Annotated in this window: 31 protein-coding genes; all 31 read left to right on the forward strand. The window is 52.9% G+C overall.

The annotated features are described in order from the left end of the window. Positions 1–95: EF-Tu C-terminal domain-related protein (locus B9Y58_RS11575; RefSeq protein WP_139258114.1), on the forward strand; the 95-nt coding region annotated here is incomplete at its 5' end. A 9-nt stretch (positions 96–104) separates the two neighbouring features. Further along, entirely contained in the window at positions 105–413 is a 309-nt protein-coding gene (gene rpsJ / locus B9Y58_RS11580; protein ID WP_073057019.1) for a 30S ribosomal protein S10, read from the forward strand. A 5-nt stretch (positions 414–418) separates the two neighbouring features. After that, positions 419–1,036 (forward strand): 50S ribosomal protein L3, encoded by a 618-nt coding sequence (gene rplC / locus B9Y58_RS11585; RefSeq protein ID WP_072980618.1) that lies wholly within the window; start codon positions 419–421, stop codon positions 1,034–1,036. Next, entirely contained in the window at positions 1,036–1,656 is a 621-nt protein-coding gene (gene rplD, locus B9Y58_RS11590; protein WP_073057022.1) for a 50S ribosomal protein L4, read from the forward strand. The genes rplC and rplD overlap by 1 nt, the downstream gene beginning before the upstream one ends. Further along, a complete protein-coding gene (gene rplW / locus B9Y58_RS11595; RefSeq protein ID WP_072799938.1) occupies positions 1,656–1,964 on the forward strand; it encodes a 50S ribosomal protein L23 in 309 nt (102 codons plus the stop codon). The genes rplD and rplW overlap by 1 nt, the downstream gene beginning before the upstream one ends. Positions 1,965–1,966: 2 nt before the next feature. After that, positions 1,967–2,797 (forward strand): 50S ribosomal protein L2, encoded by an 831-nt coding sequence (gene rplB / locus B9Y58_RS11600; protein WP_073057025.1) that lies wholly within the window; start codon positions 1,967–1,969, stop codon positions 2,795–2,797. A gap of 3 nt (positions 2,798–2,800) precedes the next feature. Beyond that, positions 2,801–3,085, forward strand: coding sequence for a 30S ribosomal protein S19 (gene rpsS / locus B9Y58_RS11605; protein ID WP_072799940.1), 285 nt, complete (start codon positions 2,801–2,803; stop codon positions 3,083–3,085). Then, entirely contained in the window at positions 3,085–3,432 is a 348-nt protein-coding gene (rplV, locus tag B9Y58_RS11610; RefSeq protein WP_072799941.1) for a 50S ribosomal protein L22, read from the forward strand. The genes rpsS and rplV overlap by 1 nt, the downstream gene beginning before the upstream one ends. A 5-nt stretch (positions 3,433–3,437) precedes the next feature. Further along, positions 3,438–4,097 (forward strand): 30S ribosomal protein S3, encoded by a 660-nt coding sequence (gene rpsC / locus B9Y58_RS11615; protein WP_072980628.1) that lies wholly within the window; start codon positions 3,438–3,440, stop codon positions 4,095–4,097. A gap of 2 nt (positions 4,098–4,099) precedes the next feature. Beyond that, complete coding sequence (rplP, locus tag B9Y58_RS11620) at positions 4,100–4,513, forward strand: 50S ribosomal protein L16 (protein ID WP_072799943.1); 414 nt, start codon at positions 4,100–4,102, stop codon at positions 4,511–4,513. Beyond that, entirely contained in the window at positions 4,513–4,704 is a 192-nt protein-coding gene (rpmC, locus tag B9Y58_RS11625; protein ID WP_072799944.1) for a 50S ribosomal protein L29, read from the forward strand. The genes rplP and rpmC overlap by 1 nt, the downstream gene beginning before the upstream one ends. An 18-nt stretch (positions 4,705–4,722) precedes the next feature. Further along, complete coding sequence (rpsQ, locus tag B9Y58_RS11630; protein WP_072980632.1) at positions 4,723–4,977, forward strand: 30S ribosomal protein S17; 255 nt, start codon at positions 4,723–4,725, stop codon at positions 4,975–4,977. 21 nt (positions 4,978–4,998) lie between these two features. Beyond that, entirely contained in the window at positions 4,999–5,367 is a 369-nt protein-coding gene (gene rplN / locus B9Y58_RS11635; RefSeq protein ID WP_072799946.1) for a 50S ribosomal protein L14, read from the forward strand. Continuing rightward, positions 5,367–5,666: a 50S ribosomal protein L24 gene (gene rplX / locus B9Y58_RS11640; protein ID WP_072799947.1), complete on the forward strand. Its 300-nt coding sequence runs from the start codon at positions 5,367–5,369 to the stop codon at positions 5,664–5,666. The genes rplN and rplX overlap by 1 nt, the downstream gene beginning before the upstream one ends. Positions 5,667–5,675: 9 nt before the next feature. After that, the gene (gene rplE, locus B9Y58_RS11645) at positions 5,676–6,215 is read left to right on the forward strand and encodes a 50S ribosomal protein L5 (protein WP_072980636.1); all 540 of its coding nucleotides are present in this window, start codon (positions 5,676–5,678) and stop codon (positions 6,213–6,215) included. A gap of 9 nt (positions 6,216–6,224) precedes the next feature. Further along, positions 6,225–6,410, forward strand: coding sequence for a type Z 30S ribosomal protein S14 (locus B9Y58_RS11650; protein ID WP_072980638.1), 186 nt, complete (start codon positions 6,225–6,227; stop codon positions 6,408–6,410). A gap of 13 nt (positions 6,411–6,423) precedes the next feature. Continuing rightward, positions 6,424–6,819: a 30S ribosomal protein S8 gene (gene rpsH, locus B9Y58_RS11655; protein WP_073057028.1), complete on the forward strand. Its 396-nt coding sequence runs from the start codon at positions 6,424–6,426 to the stop codon at positions 6,817–6,819. Between the two features lie 2 nt (positions 6,820–6,821). After that, positions 6,822–7,361, forward strand: coding sequence for a 50S ribosomal protein L6 (rplF, locus tag B9Y58_RS11660; RefSeq protein WP_073057031.1), 540 nt, complete (start codon positions 6,822–6,824; stop codon positions 7,359–7,361). Positions 7,362–7,370: 9 nt separating this feature from the next. Next, on the forward strand, positions 7,371–7,742 hold the full coding sequence (rplR, locus tag B9Y58_RS11665) for a 50S ribosomal protein L18 (protein WP_072799951.1): 372 nt from the start codon (positions 7,371–7,373) through the stop codon (positions 7,740–7,742). 11 nt (positions 7,743–7,753) lie between these two features. Beyond that, entirely contained in the window at positions 7,754–8,236 is a 483-nt protein-coding gene (gene rpsE, locus B9Y58_RS11670) for a 30S ribosomal protein S5 (RefSeq protein ID WP_072799952.1), read from the forward strand. Between the two features lie 13 nt (positions 8,237–8,249). Then, complete coding sequence (gene rpmD, locus B9Y58_RS11675; RefSeq protein ID WP_072799953.1) at positions 8,250–8,429, forward strand: 50S ribosomal protein L30; 180 nt, start codon at positions 8,250–8,252, stop codon at positions 8,427–8,429. Position 8,430: 1 nt separating this feature from the next. Then, positions 8,431–8,874, forward strand: a complete 444-nt coding sequence (gene rplO / locus B9Y58_RS11680; protein WP_072799954.1) for a 50S ribosomal protein L15 — start codon at positions 8,431–8,433, stop codon at positions 8,872–8,874. Then, on the forward strand, positions 8,874–10,235 hold the full coding sequence (gene secY / locus B9Y58_RS11685) for a preprotein translocase subunit SecY (RefSeq protein WP_073057035.1): 1,362 nt from the start codon (positions 8,874–8,876) through the stop codon (positions 10,233–10,235). Before rplO ends, secY begins: the two co-directional genes overlap by 1 nt. Beyond that, positions 10,235–10,453, forward strand: coding sequence for a translation initiation factor IF-1 (gene infA / locus B9Y58_RS11690; protein WP_014546098.1), 219 nt, complete (start codon positions 10,235–10,237; stop codon positions 10,451–10,453). The genes secY and infA overlap by 1 nt, the downstream gene beginning before the upstream one ends. Before the next feature lie 28 nt (positions 10,454–10,481). Beyond that, positions 10,482–10,598, forward strand: coding sequence for a 50S ribosomal protein L36 (gene rpmJ / locus B9Y58_RS11695; RefSeq protein ID WP_014546097.1), 117 nt, complete (start codon positions 10,482–10,484; stop codon positions 10,596–10,598). A gap of 9 nt (positions 10,599–10,607) precedes the next feature. Further along, a complete protein-coding gene (rpsM, locus tag B9Y58_RS11700; RefSeq protein WP_073057038.1) occupies positions 10,608–10,976 on the forward strand; it encodes a 30S ribosomal protein S13 in 369 nt (122 codons plus the stop codon). Between the two features lie 11 nt (positions 10,977–10,987). After that, positions 10,988–11,428 (forward strand): 30S ribosomal protein S11, encoded by a 441-nt coding sequence (gene rpsK, locus B9Y58_RS11705; RefSeq protein WP_083532333.1) that lies wholly within the window; start codon positions 10,988–10,990, stop codon positions 11,426–11,428. Between the two features lie 18 nt (positions 11,429–11,446). Continuing rightward, positions 11,447–12,421 carry a DNA-directed RNA polymerase subunit alpha gene (locus B9Y58_RS11710; protein WP_072799957.1) on the forward strand — a complete coding sequence of 325 codons (975 nt, stop codon included), beginning with the start codon at positions 11,447–11,449 and terminating at the stop codon, positions 12,419–12,421. Positions 12,422–12,423: 2 nt separating this feature from the next. Next, positions 12,424–12,888: a 50S ribosomal protein L17 gene (gene rplQ / locus B9Y58_RS11715; RefSeq protein WP_072799958.1), complete on the forward strand. Its 465-nt coding sequence runs from the start codon at positions 12,424–12,426 to the stop codon at positions 12,886–12,888. Positions 12,889–13,041: 153 nt separating this feature from the next. Next, positions 13,042–14,211, forward strand: coding sequence for a polysaccharide biosynthesis/export family protein (locus B9Y58_RS11720; RefSeq protein WP_073057041.1), 1,170 nt, complete (start codon positions 13,042–13,044; stop codon positions 14,209–14,211). Positions 14,212–14,217: 6 nt separating this feature from the next. Further along, positions 14,218–15,420, forward strand: a complete 1,203-nt coding sequence (locus tag B9Y58_RS11725) for a Wzz/FepE/Etk N-terminal domain-containing protein (protein ID WP_073057045.1) — start codon at positions 14,218–14,220, stop codon at positions 15,418–15,420. Positions 15,421–15,423: the final 3 nt, after the last annotated feature.

Genomic DNA, 15,423 nt, shown 5'->3' on the forward strand with positions numbered 1-15,423 from the left:
TCGCCCCGGTGGCAATGGAAAAGCAGCTCCGCTTCGCAATCCGCGAAGGTGGCCGTACCGTTGGCGCTGGCTCCGTAACCGAAATCATCAAGTAAGGAATTATCATGGCTGGTGAACGCATTCGTATTCGCTTGAAGAGCTTCGATCATCGTATGATCGACCGCTCCGCTCAAGACATCGTGAATACAGCTAAGAACACTGGGGCACGCATTGCCGGCCCCATCCCTCTTCCGACGAAGATCCAGAAGTATACGGTGCTCCGCTCTCCGCATATCAACAAGACTTCCCGTGAACAGTTCGAATCCCGTACGCACAAGCGTCTTATCGACATCCTTGATGCTACGCCGCAGACTGTTGATTCCCTCATGAAACTTGACTTGCCGGCAGGCGTTGAAGTCGAAATTAAGGTTTAATAACAATGAACGGTATTCTCGCAAAGAAATTGGGAATGACCCAAGTGTTCACGGAACAGGGCGAACGCGTTCCTGTAACGGTTCTCGAAGCCGGTCCGTGCGTGGTCGTTTGCCATAAGACAGAAGAGAAGGACGGCTACACTGCTGTCCAGATCGGCTTTGGTCTCAAGAAAGAACAGCGCGCCAACAAGGCTGAAATCGGCCACTTCAAGAAGGCTGATGTCGCTGTTCGTGAACACCTCGCTGAATTCGATGTCGCTGATCTCGAAGCCTGGCCGGTTGGCAAGGAATTCGGTGCAGCTGACTTCGCCGATGTGAAGATGGTGAATGTCTCTGGCCTCTCCAAGGGTCACGGCTTCTCCGGTACCATCAAGCGCCATAACTTCCACAGCGGTCCTCGTTCTCACGGTACGCACAACATGCGCGAACCGGGTGGTACGTCCGCTCACTCTTATCCGGGCCGCGTTTTCCCGGGCAAGCGTATGGCCGGTCAGTTCGGTAACAAGAAAGTGACCGTGAAGCACCTCCAGGTCGTCAAGGTTGACGGCGACCGCAACCTGATCTTTGTCCGCGGCGCAGTTCCCGGTGCAAAGAACAGCATCATCGTGGTGAGGAAAGACTAATGGCTACAGCAAAGCTTTTCGCCGCTACTGGCGATTTTAAGAATGATATTCAGCTCCCGGCCATGTTCGATCAGGAAGTCAACAAGGTCTGCATGTACTTGCATATCAAGGCTATCCTGAACAACAACCGTCAGGGCACTGCCCAGACCAAGAACAAGTCCGCCGTTAGCGGTGGTGGTCAGAAGCCCTGGAAGCAGAAGGGTACGGGCCGCGCTCGTTCCGGTCAGAACACCTCTGCTGTGTGGGTTCGTGGTGCCAAGGCTCATGGTCCGAAGTCCCATGACTACTTTGAAAAGGTGAACAAGAAGGTCAAGAAGATCGCTTTCCGCTCTGCTCTCGCTGCTAAGGCTGCCGAAGGCAAGGTGCAGGTGTTCGAAGCTCTCGCTTTCAACGCCCCGAAGACCAAGGATCTCCTCGCCGTCCTTAACAAGGCCGGTCTCGAACAGCGCAACGCTCTCTTCCTCGTGAGCGAAGCTGACAAGAACCTTTACCTGTCTTCTAACAACATTCCTTGGTGCCGTTGCGCACGCGTTGCCGATGTCAACACTTACGACATCGTTCGCGCCAACAACGTCGTCATCTCCCAGGCAGCTCTCGCCGAACTGGAAGGAGGCCGCTAATGAGTGAACTTCACGAAATCCTCGTTGCACCGCACATTACCGAAGCTACTGCCCGTCTGATGGCTGCTTCTCGCAATGACGTGCACAAGTATGTATTCAAGGTTGCCAAGACCGCAACGAAGACCGAGATCAAGGACGCTATCGAAAAGCGTTTCGGTGTCAAGGTCGATTCCGTCAATACCCTTATCAACCGCGGCAAGATGAAGCGCGTTCGTATGGGCATGGTCGCCGGCAAGAAGTCCAACTGGAAGAAGGCCTACATCACGCTTAAGGCCGGGCAAAAGATTGCCGAGTTCGAAGGAGTATAATCATGGGTCTGAAGTCTTATCGCCCGCTTACCCCGACGCTGCGCTACAAGCAGATTGGTGACCGCAAGGAAATCACTGCGGACAAGCCGTACAAGCCGCTCACCGAAGGCATCAAGCGTAGCTCCGGCCGTAACAACGCCGGTGAAATCACCTCCCGCCGTCGCGGTGGTGGTCACAAGAAACTGTATCGTATCATCGATTTCAAGCGTCAGTTTGCTGGCATTCCCTGCACTGTCGAAACCATCGAATACGATCCGAACCGTTCCGCTCGTATCGCCCTGGTCAAGTACCAGAACGGCAAGCGCTGCTACATCATCGCCCCGGCTGACGTCAAGGTTGGTGATGTGCTGAATTCTGGCGAAGGTGCCGAATTCCGCATCGGTAACGCTATTCCGCTGCGCGACATTCCGCTGAACACCATTATCCACAACATCGAAATGAAACCGGGCAAGGGCGCTCAGATCGCTCGTTCCGCAGGTGCAGGTGCAGAACTCGTCGCTAAAGACGGCAAGCTCTGCCAGGTCAAGCTCCCGAGTGGCGAAGTTCGCTACATTCCGGAAGATTGCCTCGCCGTCGTGGGTCAGGTTTCCAATATCGATCACATGAATGAATCCTCGGGTTCTGCAGGCCGCTCTCGCTGGCTCGGCATTCGCCCGTCCGTCCGCGGTGTCGTTATGAACCCGGTCGATCACCCCCTTGGTGGTGGTGAAGGTCGTACCTCTGGTGGTCGTCATCCGTGCTCTCCTTGGGGTAAGAACTCTAAGGGTGCCAAAACTCGTAACAATAAGCGTACCGATAGATTCATCGTACGTCGTCGTCAGAAGAGGGCCTAATTCATGTCTAGATCCCTTAAGAAAGGTGCTTTCGTGGATTCCCACGTTATGACCAAAGCCCAGGCTATGGCCGGTTCCGACAAGAAACAGGCTATCAAGACCTGGTCCCGTCGTTCCACCATCATTCCTGATATGGTCGGACTTACGTTCTCCGTCTATAATGGCAAGCAGTTCATCCCCGTGTACGTGACCGAAAACATGGTCGGCCACAAGCTGGGTGAATTCTCCATGACCCGTACTTTCCGCGGTCACCGTAAGACTGAAACCGCTGCTGGAGGAAAGAAATAATGCAAGCTGTTGCTAAAGTGAAAAACGTCCGTTACGGCGTTCGCAAGCTCCGTCGCGTTGTCGACCTGGTTCGCGGCAAGTCCGTTGCAGAAGCATTCGCAATGCTTTCTATTCTCCACACGCAGACCAAGGGTGCTCCGCTGGTCGAAAATGCTCTGAAGTCCGCTGTCGCTAACTTCAAGCAGAAGGCCGCTGGTGCCGTTGCCGCCGAAGAACTGGTCGTCAAGACCATCACTGCCGACGGTGGTACCATCATGAAGCGTATCCACCCCCGTTCCCAGGGCCGTGCTTTCCGTATCGAAAAGCCGCTCTCTCACATCACAGTCGTTGTGGCCAACAAGGAGTAATTACAATGGGTCAGAAAACTCATCCGAATGGTCTTCGTCTTGGCGTTATCCGCGGCTGGGAATCCAAGTGGTATGCCGAAGACAAGTTTGCCGATCTTCTCTATGAAGACATCGTGCTCCGCCGTTACTTGATGAAGCGTTTTGAACATGCCTCCCTTTCCAAGGTCGGCATCGAACGCACCGTCAAGAAGGTGAACGTGAACCTCTTCACTGCCCGTCCGGGTATCGTGATCGGCCGTAAGGGCGAAGAATTGGAAAAGCTCAAGGGCGAACTCCAGTTCCTCACCGGTAAAGAAATCTATATTAACGTCCAGGAAATCAAGCGCCCGGAAACGGATGCCAAGCTGGTTGCCGAAAACATCGCTCGTCAGCTCGAAAAGCGTATTTCCTTCCGTCGTGCCATGAAGCGCGCTATCCAGTCCGCTATGCGCATGGGCGTTGAAGGTATCAAGGTGCAGTGCGGTGGCCGCCTCGGTGGTGCCGAAATTGCCCGCGTTGAAAAGTATGCCGAAGGCCGCGTGCCTCTGCACACTCTCCGCGCAGACATCGATTACGCGACTGCCATTGCTAAGACCGTTTATGGTGCCATCGGTATCAAGGTGTGGATCATGCACGGCGAAAAGATTGGCAAGGACGTCATGAACGATAACAAGAGAGAGAAGTAATTATGCTGAGTCCTAAAAGAACATTACATCGTAAGCAGATGAAAGGCCGCATGAAGGGCATTGCCTCCCGCGGCAACTCCATCGCCTTCGGCGAATTCGGCATTCAGGCTCTTGAAAAGTGCTGGCTGACTGCTCGTCAGATTGAAGCCGCTCGTATCGCCATGACCCGTAAGATCAAGCGCGGTGGCCGCGTTTGGATCCGCGTCTTCCCCGATAAGCCGATCACCCGTCACCCTGCTGAAGCCCGTATGGGTAAGGGTAAGGGCGCCGTCGAATTCTGGGCAGCCGTTATCCTCCCGGGTCGCATCATTTTCGAAATGGGTGGTGTCGAACGTGAACTGGCCATGGAAGCTCTCCATGTCGCAGCACAGAAGCTCCCCCTCAAGTGCAAAATCATCGAAGAATCGGAGATCTAATGAAGGCACGTGAATTAAAGGAACTGGGCGTTGACCAGCTCAAGGAAAAACTGGCTCAGTTGAATCTCGATTTGTTCAATTACCGTATGGCTGCCAAGCTTGGTAACTTGGAAAAACCCTCTTCGATCCGCAATACCCGCAAGGATATCGCTAGGGTCAAGACCATCCTCACCGAAAAGGCCAAGGCATAAGCCGGGCAGGAGCAGGAAATGGATAGAAACCTTCGTAAGGTAAGACAGGGTGTCGTCAGCTCTGACAAGATGGACAAAACCATCACCGTCGTAGTTGAAAACCGTAAGCGTCACCCGGTGTACAACAAGATCATGACCACCACCAAGAAGCTCAAGGCTCACGATGAAAACAACGAAGCCGGTGAAGGCGACCTGGTGGAAATCATGGAAACTCGTCCGCTCTCTGCAACGAAGCGCTGGCGCCTCGTTCGCATTGTAGCTAAGAAGAAATAATCGTTTTGGAGTAAGGCGAATATGATTCAAGAAGAAACCAGACTCGTCGTGGCCGATAACAGTGGAGCCAAGGAAGTCGCCTGCATCCGCGTTTTGGGTGGCACCAACCGTCGCTATGCCAGCATCGGTGATGTCATCAAGGTTGCCGTCAAAGACGCAATCCCCCAGAGCAAGGTGAAGAAGGGTTCCGTAGCTGACGCCGTCGTCGTGCGCACTCGCAAAGAAATTGCCCGTCCGGATGGCACGTTCATCCGTTTTTCGGACAACGCCGTGGTTCTCATCAACAAGGATGGCGAACCTCGTGGAACCCGTATTTTTGGACCGGTGGCTCGTGAGCTCCGCGACAAGAAATACATGAAGATCATCTCCCTCGCACCTGAGGTTCTCTAATGGCAAACATCAAGAAGAATGATAACGTCAAGGTGATTTCCGGTGCCAACAAGGGCAAGACCGGCACCGTGATTAGTGTCAAGGGCGGTAAGGTGACCGTTTCGGGCGTGAACGTCCGCAAGCGTCATGAAAAGCCGTCTCAGACCAATCAGACTGGTGGCATCATCGAAAAGGAACTGCCGATCGACATTTCCAACGTGATGCTCCTCGAAGGCAACACTCCTGTCCGTACCCGTATCGTGCGCGAAGCCGGCAAGAAGGCTTCCCGCGTGAGCGTCAAGTCCGGCAAGGCTATCTAGAGGTAACACATGAACCAGATGAAGCAATTTTATCTCGAAAAAGTAGTTCCGGCCTTGCAGCAGAAGTTTGCTTACAAGAACGTGATGGAAATTCCCCGCCTCCAGAAGATCGTGCTCAACATGGGTGTCGGCGCTGCCGCCTCTAACCGCAAGATCCTGGATGAAGCCGTTGACACCCTGACCGCAATTACCGGCCAGAAGGCCGTCGTCACCAACGCCAAGAAGGCTATCGCCCAGTTCCACCTGCGCGAAGGTATCGGCATCGGTGCCAAGGTCACCCTGCACGGCGACAACATGTGGGACTTCCTCTTCCGTCTCATCAACATCGACCTCCCGCGTGTCCGTGACTTCCGTGGTCTCGCACGCCGTGGCTTTGATGGCATGGGTAACTTCACCCTCGGCATCAAGGAACAGACCATCTTTGTTGAAATCGACATTGACAAGATTTCTCGTACTTTCGGTATGGACATCTCCTTCGTGACCTCTGCAAAGACGGACGACGAAGGCCGCGCCCTGCTTGAAGAACTTGGACTCCCCTTCAGGAAGTAAGGTAATACCATGGCAAGCAAAAGAATGATTGAAAAATGCAAGCGTACTCCGAAGTATACCGTTCGTGGGTACAACCGTTGCAAGCGTTGCGGTAGGCCGCACGCCTTTATGCGCCGCTTTGGCCTTTGCCGTATTTGCTTCCGCGAAATGGCACTCGCCGGCGAAATCCCCGGTATCACAAAGTCGTCTTGGTAAGGAGAGTATACTCATGGCAATGACAGATCCTATCGCCGATATGCTCACCCGTATCCGCAATGCCGCTTCGGCAAAGCTCCCCGTGGTGGACATTCCTGCCAGCAACTTGAAGCGTGAAATCGCTCGCGTGTTGCAGGAAAAAGGTTTCATTAAAAAGTTCGTCGTCGTCGATGACGGTAAGCAGGGCATCCTCAAGGTCCTCCTCCGTTACACGAAGGGCGAATCCGCTATCCAGGGCATCCAGCGCATTTCTTCGCCTGGTCTGCGTCACTATGTCGACGCTGCTAAGCTTCCGCGCGTCCGCAACGGCCTTGGCTATGCTATCATCTCCACATCTAAAGGCGTGATGACCGACCACGAAGCCCGCAAGGAAAACGTGGGTGGTGAAGTCATCGCAAAGGTATGGTAAAGATGTCCCGTATCGGTAAAGCTATTATCAATATCCCGGCCGGCGTGAAAGTCGCCGTCAATGGTCAGAACATCAAGGTTGAAGGTCCTCTCGGCAAGCTCGAGACCGACGTTCATGAACTGATTGCAATCAAGCTCGAAGGCAACCAGCTTTCCTTCTCCCGTCCTGACGATCAGAAGTTCACCCGTGCCATCCATGGCACTACTCGCGCTCTCGTTGCCAACATGGTCGAAGGCGTGACCAAGGGTTTCCAGAAGACGCTCGAAATCGTCGGCGTTGGTTACCGTGTGGAACAGAAGGGCAAGGACCTCAACTTGGTTCTCGGCTTCTCTCATCCGGTTATCTTCAAGGCCCCGGAAGGCGTTGAACTCAAGGCTGTTGACCCGCTGAAGATCTCTATCAAGGGCATCGATAAGCAGAAGGTCGGCCAAGCTGCGGCAGAAATCCGCAAGTACAGGAAGCCTGAACCGTATAAGGGCAAGGGCGTCAAGTACGAAGGCGAAATTGTCCGTCGTAAGCAAGGTAAGAAGACAGGTAAATAAGGGTAAACTATGACTGCAATTGCTAAGAAAAGAATCCAGTCCAGAATCGCACGCCACGAACGTGTGCGCAAGTCTGTTGTCGGAACTGCAGAATGCCCTCGTTTGGCTGTTCGCCGTTCCTTGTCTCACATGGTCGCCCAGATTATCGATGACGAAAACAACAAGTCTCTCGTCCAGCTCACCACGACTGCCAAGGAATTCCAGGCTAAGTTTGGTGAAATGACGAAGTCGGAACAGAGCAAGCAGCTCGGTATCCAGATTGCTGAAGTCGCGAAGTCCAAGGGCATTGAATCCGTGGTCTTTGACCGCGGCGGTTACATCTATCACGGTCGCGTTCAGGCTCTCGCTGAGGGAGCTCGTGAAGGCGGACTCAAATTCTAGTGAGGTACACTTTGGAACGCGAAGCTCAAGTTTCTGAATTTGAAGACAAGGTTGTACACATCAACCGTTGCGCTAAGACCGTCAAGGGCGGTCGCCGTATGTCCTTCTCCGCTCTCGTTGTCGTTGGCAACAAGAACGGCAAGGTCGGTGTTGGTCTCGGTAAGGCTAAGGAAGTTTCCGAAGCTATCCGCAAGGGTACCGAAGCCGCTCAGCGTAACATCGTTGAAGTGCAGCTTCTCGACGGCACCATTCCCCACGACATCGAAGTCAAGAGCGGCGCAACCCGCATTCTCTTGATGCCGGCTGCTCCGGGTACTGGTGTTATCGCCGGTGCCGCTGCCCGTGCCGTTCTCGAACTGGCCGGTGTGCGCAACATCCTCACCAAGATTCACGGTTCTTCCAACCCGAGCACTGTCGTGAGCGCCTGCCTCGAAGGTCTCTTGGCTCAGAAGAACAAACAGGACTGCGCCGCTCTCCGCGGTGCCAATGCCTAAGGAGTAATACACGATGAAGAAAGTTCGTATTACTTTGATTAAGGGTACTGTCCGCCGTCTCCCGATGCACCGCGCTAACGTGGCTGCTCTCGGCCTCCGTAAGATCGGACAGTCTGTTGAACACGTTTTGACCCCCAGCATCCAGGGCATGATCAATGCCGTGGCTGACATGGTGAAGGTCGAGGAGATCTAAGATGGAACTCAATACTCTCAATCCTGGCAAGGCTGCCAAGGGCAAGAGCCGCAAGCGCATTGGTCGCGGTCCGGGTTCCGGTTGGGGCACCACCGCTGGCCGTGGCCAGAAGGGTGCCGGCGCTCGTAAGAGTGCTCAGGCCGGTCGCGTCGCCTTCGAAGGCGGCCAGATGCCGATCCACCGTCGCATCCCGAAGCGTGGCTTCAAGTCTCACTTCGCCAAGGACACGCAGATCGTTAACCTCAAGAAGCTCGCTTCTTGCAGCGTGACGGACTTCGACGCCCAGGCAATGTTTGACCAGGGTTTCATCAAGAACATCGAACTGCCTATCAAGGTCCTCGCATTCGGTACCATCGACAAGGCAATCAATGTAAAGGTTAACGCCATCAGCGAAAAGGCCAAGGCCATGATCGAAGCTGCTGGCGGCAAAGTCGAGATCGTCTAATGGAAGCTCTCAAGAAAGCCCTTGATGCGTTCGCTAATGCGTTCAAGATCGAAGACCTGCGTAAAAAGCTCCTTTTTACGCTCGGTGTTTTGATTATCTATCGCCTTGGCGCACACATCACTATCCCCGGAGTGAATTCTGCCGTTCTGGCGGAGTTCTTCCGTAACTCGAATAATTTGTTCGGTCTGTATGACTCCTTTACGGGCGGTGCATTCGCTAAAGCGACTATCTTCGCCCTAGGTATCATGCCGTACATCAGCGCGAGCATTATCATCCAGTTGATGGGCTCCGTGATTCCCGCTATCCAGATGCTTCAGAAGGAAGGTCAGGAAGGGCGCGCCAGGCTGAACCAATATACCCGTTACTTTACGGTAGCTCTCGCTGCCTTGCAGGGATGGGGCATTTCTGTGTGGCTTTCGTCCCTTAAGGTGACAACCGCTACCGGTGCCGGAGTGTCTGTCTTGGCTGATGACTTCGCTACGGGCGCCGGAAACATCGGTTTCCGTTTACTAGCTACCCTGACCTTCACCGCCGGTACGATCTTCGTGATGTACCTGGGCGAGCAGATTACCTCGCATGGTGTGGGTAACGGTATTTCTCTTATCATCTTCGCCGGTATCGTTGGCGGCCTTCCGCGGGCTGCCCTTGCAGAAATTGAAATGTTTAAGGAAGATATCCAGCCTCTCGCCATCGAGATCTTTATTCTCGCTGTCGTGATCCTGATTATCGGCTTTATCGTATTCGTCGAGCAAGCGAACCGTCGCATTCCACTCCAAAGTCCTCGCAGGACTGTAGGTTCCAAGGTCGTGGGCGGCCAGTCCAGCTATCTGCCTTTCAAGGTGAATACCGCTGGCGTGATTCCCGTGATCTTTGCAAGCTGCATCATGTTCATTCCGGCCATGATCGCTTCCTGGTTCCCGAACGTTTCTGCGATGCAGTCCTTTGCGGCTGCGTTCATCCCGGGTCACATTACCTATAGTGTGATCTTCGCTCTCCTGATTATATTCTTCACCTACTTCTATACGGCAATCCAGTACAACCCTAACGACATTGCCGAAAACCTCAAGAGAAGTGGTGGATTTATTCCGGGAATCCGTCCGGGTAACGAAACTGCAAAGTACATAGACCACGTTCTCACGAGAATTTCTTTGCCTGGATCGCTTTTCCTCGCTTTAATCAGTGTTGGTCCGCTCCATCTCAAAGACGCACTCAATATGAGTTTCTATATTGGGGGCACCTCGGTACTTATCGTGGTCGGTGTGGCGCTGGATACGCTCCGTCAACTCGAAGCCCAGTTGCATACCAAGAATTATGAAGGTTTCCTCAAGCATGGCCGCATTCGCGGCAGGATGGCGTCTTAGTGGCTAAAGAAGAAGGAATACAAGTAGAAGGTGTTGTGTTGGAAGCTCTCCCCAACGCTTTCTTCCGTGTCCAACTCGGAAATGGCCACGAGATTCTCGCTCATGTTTCAGGAAAAATGCGTCGGCATTTCATTCGAATTTTGCCGGACGACAAAGTGTTGGTAGAGATTTCTCCCTACGATCTCAATCGTGGGCGAATCACATACCGTTACAAGTAATAGGTATTTTCAAAGAAAGGTCAAACCTATGAAAATCAAAGCCTCCATCAAACCCAGATGTGAAAACTGCAAGATCATCCGCCGTAAGGGTGTATTGCGCATCATCTGTTCGAAGAACCCCCGTCACAAGCAGAAGCAGGGATAAGGAGATCGTATGGCACGTATCGCTGGTGTCGATTTACCGAAAAACAAGACTGTTGAATACGGTCTGACGGCAATCTATGGTGTCGGTCTGTTCACCGCTAATAAGGTCTGTGCTCAGCTGGGCATCGACAAGAACAAGAAGTGTGACGACCTGACTGAAGAAGAACAAGGTAAGATTCGTCATCTCCTCGAAGACGAATACTCCGTGGAAGGTCAGCTCCGCGCAGAAATCACCTTGAACATTAAGCGTCTGCAGGATATTGGCTGCTACCGTGGCCTCCGCCACCGCAAGGGTCTCCCCGTTCGCGGTCAGCGCTCCCGTACCAATGCCCGCACTCGTAAGGGCCCCAAGAAGACTGTGGCTAACAAGAAGAAGTAAGGAGATTCATCGTGGCTGAAGAAGAAATTAAGGAAACTGCTGCCGCTGCCGAAGCTCCGGTCGCTGCTGCTACAGAAGAAAAGGTCAAGAAGGGCAAGAAGCGTATTGACGTTCAGGGTATCGCCTGCGTGTTCGCTTCCTTCAACAATACAATCGTTTCTATCACCGATGCTCGCGGCAACGTGGTCGCTTGGGGCTCTCCGGGTAACTCCGGTTTCAAGGGCTCTCGCAAGAGCACTCCGTTTGCTGCCCAGCTCGCCGCTGAAGTCGCTGCCCACAAGGCTTTCGACCTCGGTATGCGCAAGGTAGATGTCCGCGTCAAGGGCGCAGGTGGCGGTCGTGAATCCGCTGTCCGTGCTATCAAGAATGCGGGCCTCGAAGTTCTCTCTATTCGAGACGTGACGGGCGTTCCGCACAATGGTTGCCGTCCTAAAAAGAAGAGAAGAGTCTAATTAAAAGAGGTATCGCCAATGATGTGGAAATCACTTCAGATGCCGCGCAGCTTCCAGAAAGTGGAAACCGGCGAAGATGGTCGCTACGCCAAGTTTGTCGTAGAGGCTTTGGAACGTGGCTGGGGTATTACCCTCGGTAACGCCCTCCGTCGCTCGCTCCTTTCCTCTCTGCAGGGTGCGGCTATTGTCTCCGTGAAAATTGAAGGCGTCGATAAGGAATTCTCGACGATTCCGGGTGTAAAGGAAGATGTCACTGACATTATCCTGAATCTCAAGAGCATCCGCGTGAAGCTCCTGTCCGACCACGACGAAACGCTCCGCCTGGACATGTCCGGCGAAGGCGAAGTCACGGCCAAGGACTTCATGGACAATCCGAATGTCGCCATCTTGACTCCGGATGTCCATATCGCTACTTTGAACGGTAACGCATCGCTCTCCCTGGAAGTGAAGATTTCCAGCGGTCGCGGCTACGTCACTGCCGACGAATTGAAGGACAAGGACGCTCCGATTGGCGTGATCGCCATGGACGCCAACTTCAACCCGGTGCAGAAAGTCGCGATGCACATCAGCGATACCCGCGTTGGCCAGAAGACGGACTACAACCGTCTGGAACTGGAAATCACGACTGACGGTTCCATCGATCCGGAAGACGCTCTTGCATACGCTGCAAAGCTCCTCATGGACCACTTGGAAATCTTCATCAACTTCGAAGGCGATCTCGAAAGCCCCGAAGAACTTGAAATGGATGAAGAACGTCAGCGTATCGCCCAGCTCCTGCGCACCCGCGTGGACGACCTGGAACTTTCCGTTCGCTCCAGCAACTGCCTCCGTATGGCTAACATCCATACCGTCGGCGAACTTGTGCGCAACAAGGAAAACGATATGCTTAAATACAAGAACTTCGGCAGGAAGTCCTTGGTGGAACTTAACGAGGTGTTGACCTCCATGGGCCTTTCCTTTGGCATGGACGTCGATGACTACTTGAAGGATTAAACATGAGACACGGTGTAAAAAACAAGAAATTGGGCGTGAATGCCCAGCACAAGCGTGCCATCCTCCGCGCTCTTACCACTTCTATTCTTGAGAAGGGCATGGAAGCCGAGCAGAGCAACCGCTACGTGCGCACTACTCTCCACAAGGCTAAGCTCGTCCGCAGCTGCGTGGATCGCATGATCACTTATGCAAAGAAGGGTGACCTTTCTGCACGTCGTGAAGCTTCCCGCTTCGTGATGAGCCCGAAGGCTGTGCAGGACCTGTTCGCAACGATCGGTCCTCGCTATGCTGGCCGTAACGGCGGCTACACCCGCATCATCAAGCTCGGCCCGAACCGCGCTGGTGACGCTTCCGAAATGGCTCTCGTCGGTCTCGTCGAAGACGAAATCGTCGTGAAGACCAAGAAGGCTGCTGAACCTGCCAAGTCCGATGCTGTGAGCATGGTCGAAGGCGAAAGCAAGGCATAATTGATCTTTGTGCAAAAGATTAAAGCAGGGTTCCGATGCGAATCGGGCCCTGTTTTTTTTATCATTAGCCTTTGAGTTTTTAGATAAAAAATCCAAGCTACAATTAGCTCACAATTTGTACCTTGAGTCATTATTTTTGTATTTTATAGAGACATGCGTAACTTTATACTATTCATAGCTTTACTTTGCGTTAGCATTTTTGCCGAAGACGATCTTTTTAGCTCGGGTGTGCTTTCTGCGAAGAAAGGTGGAATCTCTTCGAGAAGTTCTGTCGCGATGGAGCCTTCTTTTGCTGAATCTCCCGTGGATTCAAACTATGTGCTTGGCCCGGGCGATTTCCTGGACTTGATGCTCGAAGAAAATTATTTGTCGGTGCAGGTATATCCGGACGGATCTGTGGCCATTGAAGAATGCGGCGGTGTCGTCGTGGGTGGCAAGACGCTTGCCGAAGCACGCGAATTGATTTTGGATCTTGTTGCCAAGCGTTACAAGCGTGACCAGTGCTTTGTCCAGCTTGCAGCGCTCAAGAAGTTCAAGGTGAACGCCATGGGCGCCATTGTACAGGTGGGCCAGCAGCTGGTGGAACCGCAGACGAGACTGAGTATGTTCTTGCGCAAGGTGGGCGGAACTCTCCCGAGTGCCAATATCGAAGACGTGCAGGTGATTCGCGGTAGTGACACGATCCATGTCGATTACAGCGCCATGTCGATGAAGGGTGAATTTGCCAACGACATTATGCTGGAACAGGGCGACAAGGTTTACGTACCCTTCGTGAAGATGGGCCAGAATGTCACCTTGATTTTCCCGGGTTACAGGACCAGTGCCTCGTACCAGGAAGGACGCACCTTGCAGGAATACTTTGATCTTGTGGGCGGTTTCCGCTTGCATAATTATGGCTACAAGGCGTTATGCGTTCGCGAACCCGGAGCAGCTCCGCGTTGGCTCGATATTTCTGAAATGAGCAAGACGACTGTCGCCCCGAATACCGAAGTTGAATTCTCGGTGCAAGAAATGCTTGTGTACGTGGGTGGTTCAGTAAGCTATATCGGAAGACACCCTTACAACCCCTCGTGGCATGCGCTTGATTACGTGGCGGCGTCGGGAATTAATACGATTACGGGTACATGGAACCAGATCAAGGTGTGGCGCGGCAAGAAGCCAGAGCCACTTTACCTGAGCGTGACCGAAGACCAGATTTTGCCGGGCGACTATATCGAAATTCCGAAGAGTCGCTATGAATCCTTCAAGGATTTCACGTTGTTCCTTGCATCGCTCTTGACTGTGATTTCTTCGGCATTCATCATTTACGTCAATTATAAGTAGTTTTGTATGGAAAAGCAGGAATCGGTCGGTTTTATTGAAGTCTGTCTTCGTCTGCTGAATAATGACTTGAAGCATTTCAAGTTGTGTGCGGCGATAGTCCTCATCCCTACGCTTGTCACCTTTATTCTTGTCATGTGGGTGATCAAGCCCGTGTATGCGGCAACGGCTATCGTGACTCCTCCGTCTCCGTCTCAGACTTCGTTGAGTGGTTTAAGTTCTATGCTGGGCGGCGCCTCTGGCATGAGTTCGCTCCTCGGTTTTGCCAATGCCAACGAAGACGAAAACGCTGTTTGGACCATTCTCAATTCATGGGAATTGCATGACCAGGTGATCAAGGAATTCAATCTGGCGGAACATTATGAATTCGACGGTGATTTCCATGCGGACTTGCTGAAGGAATTCCGCAAGAATTTCGAAGTGGAATTCAACAAGGAAGACATGTTCGCTATCACCATAGAAGACGAAGACTTTAGGCTTGCAGCAAAGATGGTCTCGTTCATGCTTGAGAAGGCGGACTCCGCTTTTAACGCATTCAAGACGGCGCAGGCAAGGCAGTCTAGAATTTATTTCCAGAGCAGGCTCGATTCCTGCGAACAGACCCTGGATTCCTTATTGGCCGATTTCGTGAAGTTCCAGGTGGACAACAATTTCTACGATCCGAATGTACAGCTCGAATCGACAATTAAGTACCTGGGTGCCTTGCAGGCCAAGCGCGAAGAAGTGTCTATCGAAATGGCATTCGAAAAGGCGGACCGCGGCGAAAAGAGCAAGCGCTATGATGAATTGACCAAGCGCTACCAGGGCGTGAATTCTGCATTGCACGGCGCATTGAAGGGCCGCCACGAGAACATGGGCATGGTCGCCCTCAAGAAGTCTCCGGAACTAGGCGCCGAATACATGCGTCGCGAAACGGAAATCCGCGTGCAAGAAGCCATGTACAAGCTGCTTCGTCAACAGAGCGAACAGATGCGCATGGAAGAAGCGAAGATGCTTACGAACCTGCACGTGCTTGAACCGCCTTGGGAAAACGACAAGAAGATTTACCCGTTGAGGGGTGTCACCTTGATTTTCGTTTTCTCTGTGGCTTGCATTATTGCGACGATCGTCTGCAACTTGCTCGGCTACCTGGCCTGCGAATCGAAGCGCGGCTCCTCGGTGGCTGTGGAATGGAACGCCTTCAAGGGATTCTTTAAAAAGAACAAGGGCTAGCCC

This window comes from Fibrobacter sp. UWB15 (genome assembly GCF_900177705.1).
Taxonomy (GTDB): Bacteria; Fibrobacterota; Fibrobacteria; order Fibrobacterales; family Fibrobacteraceae; genus Fibrobacter.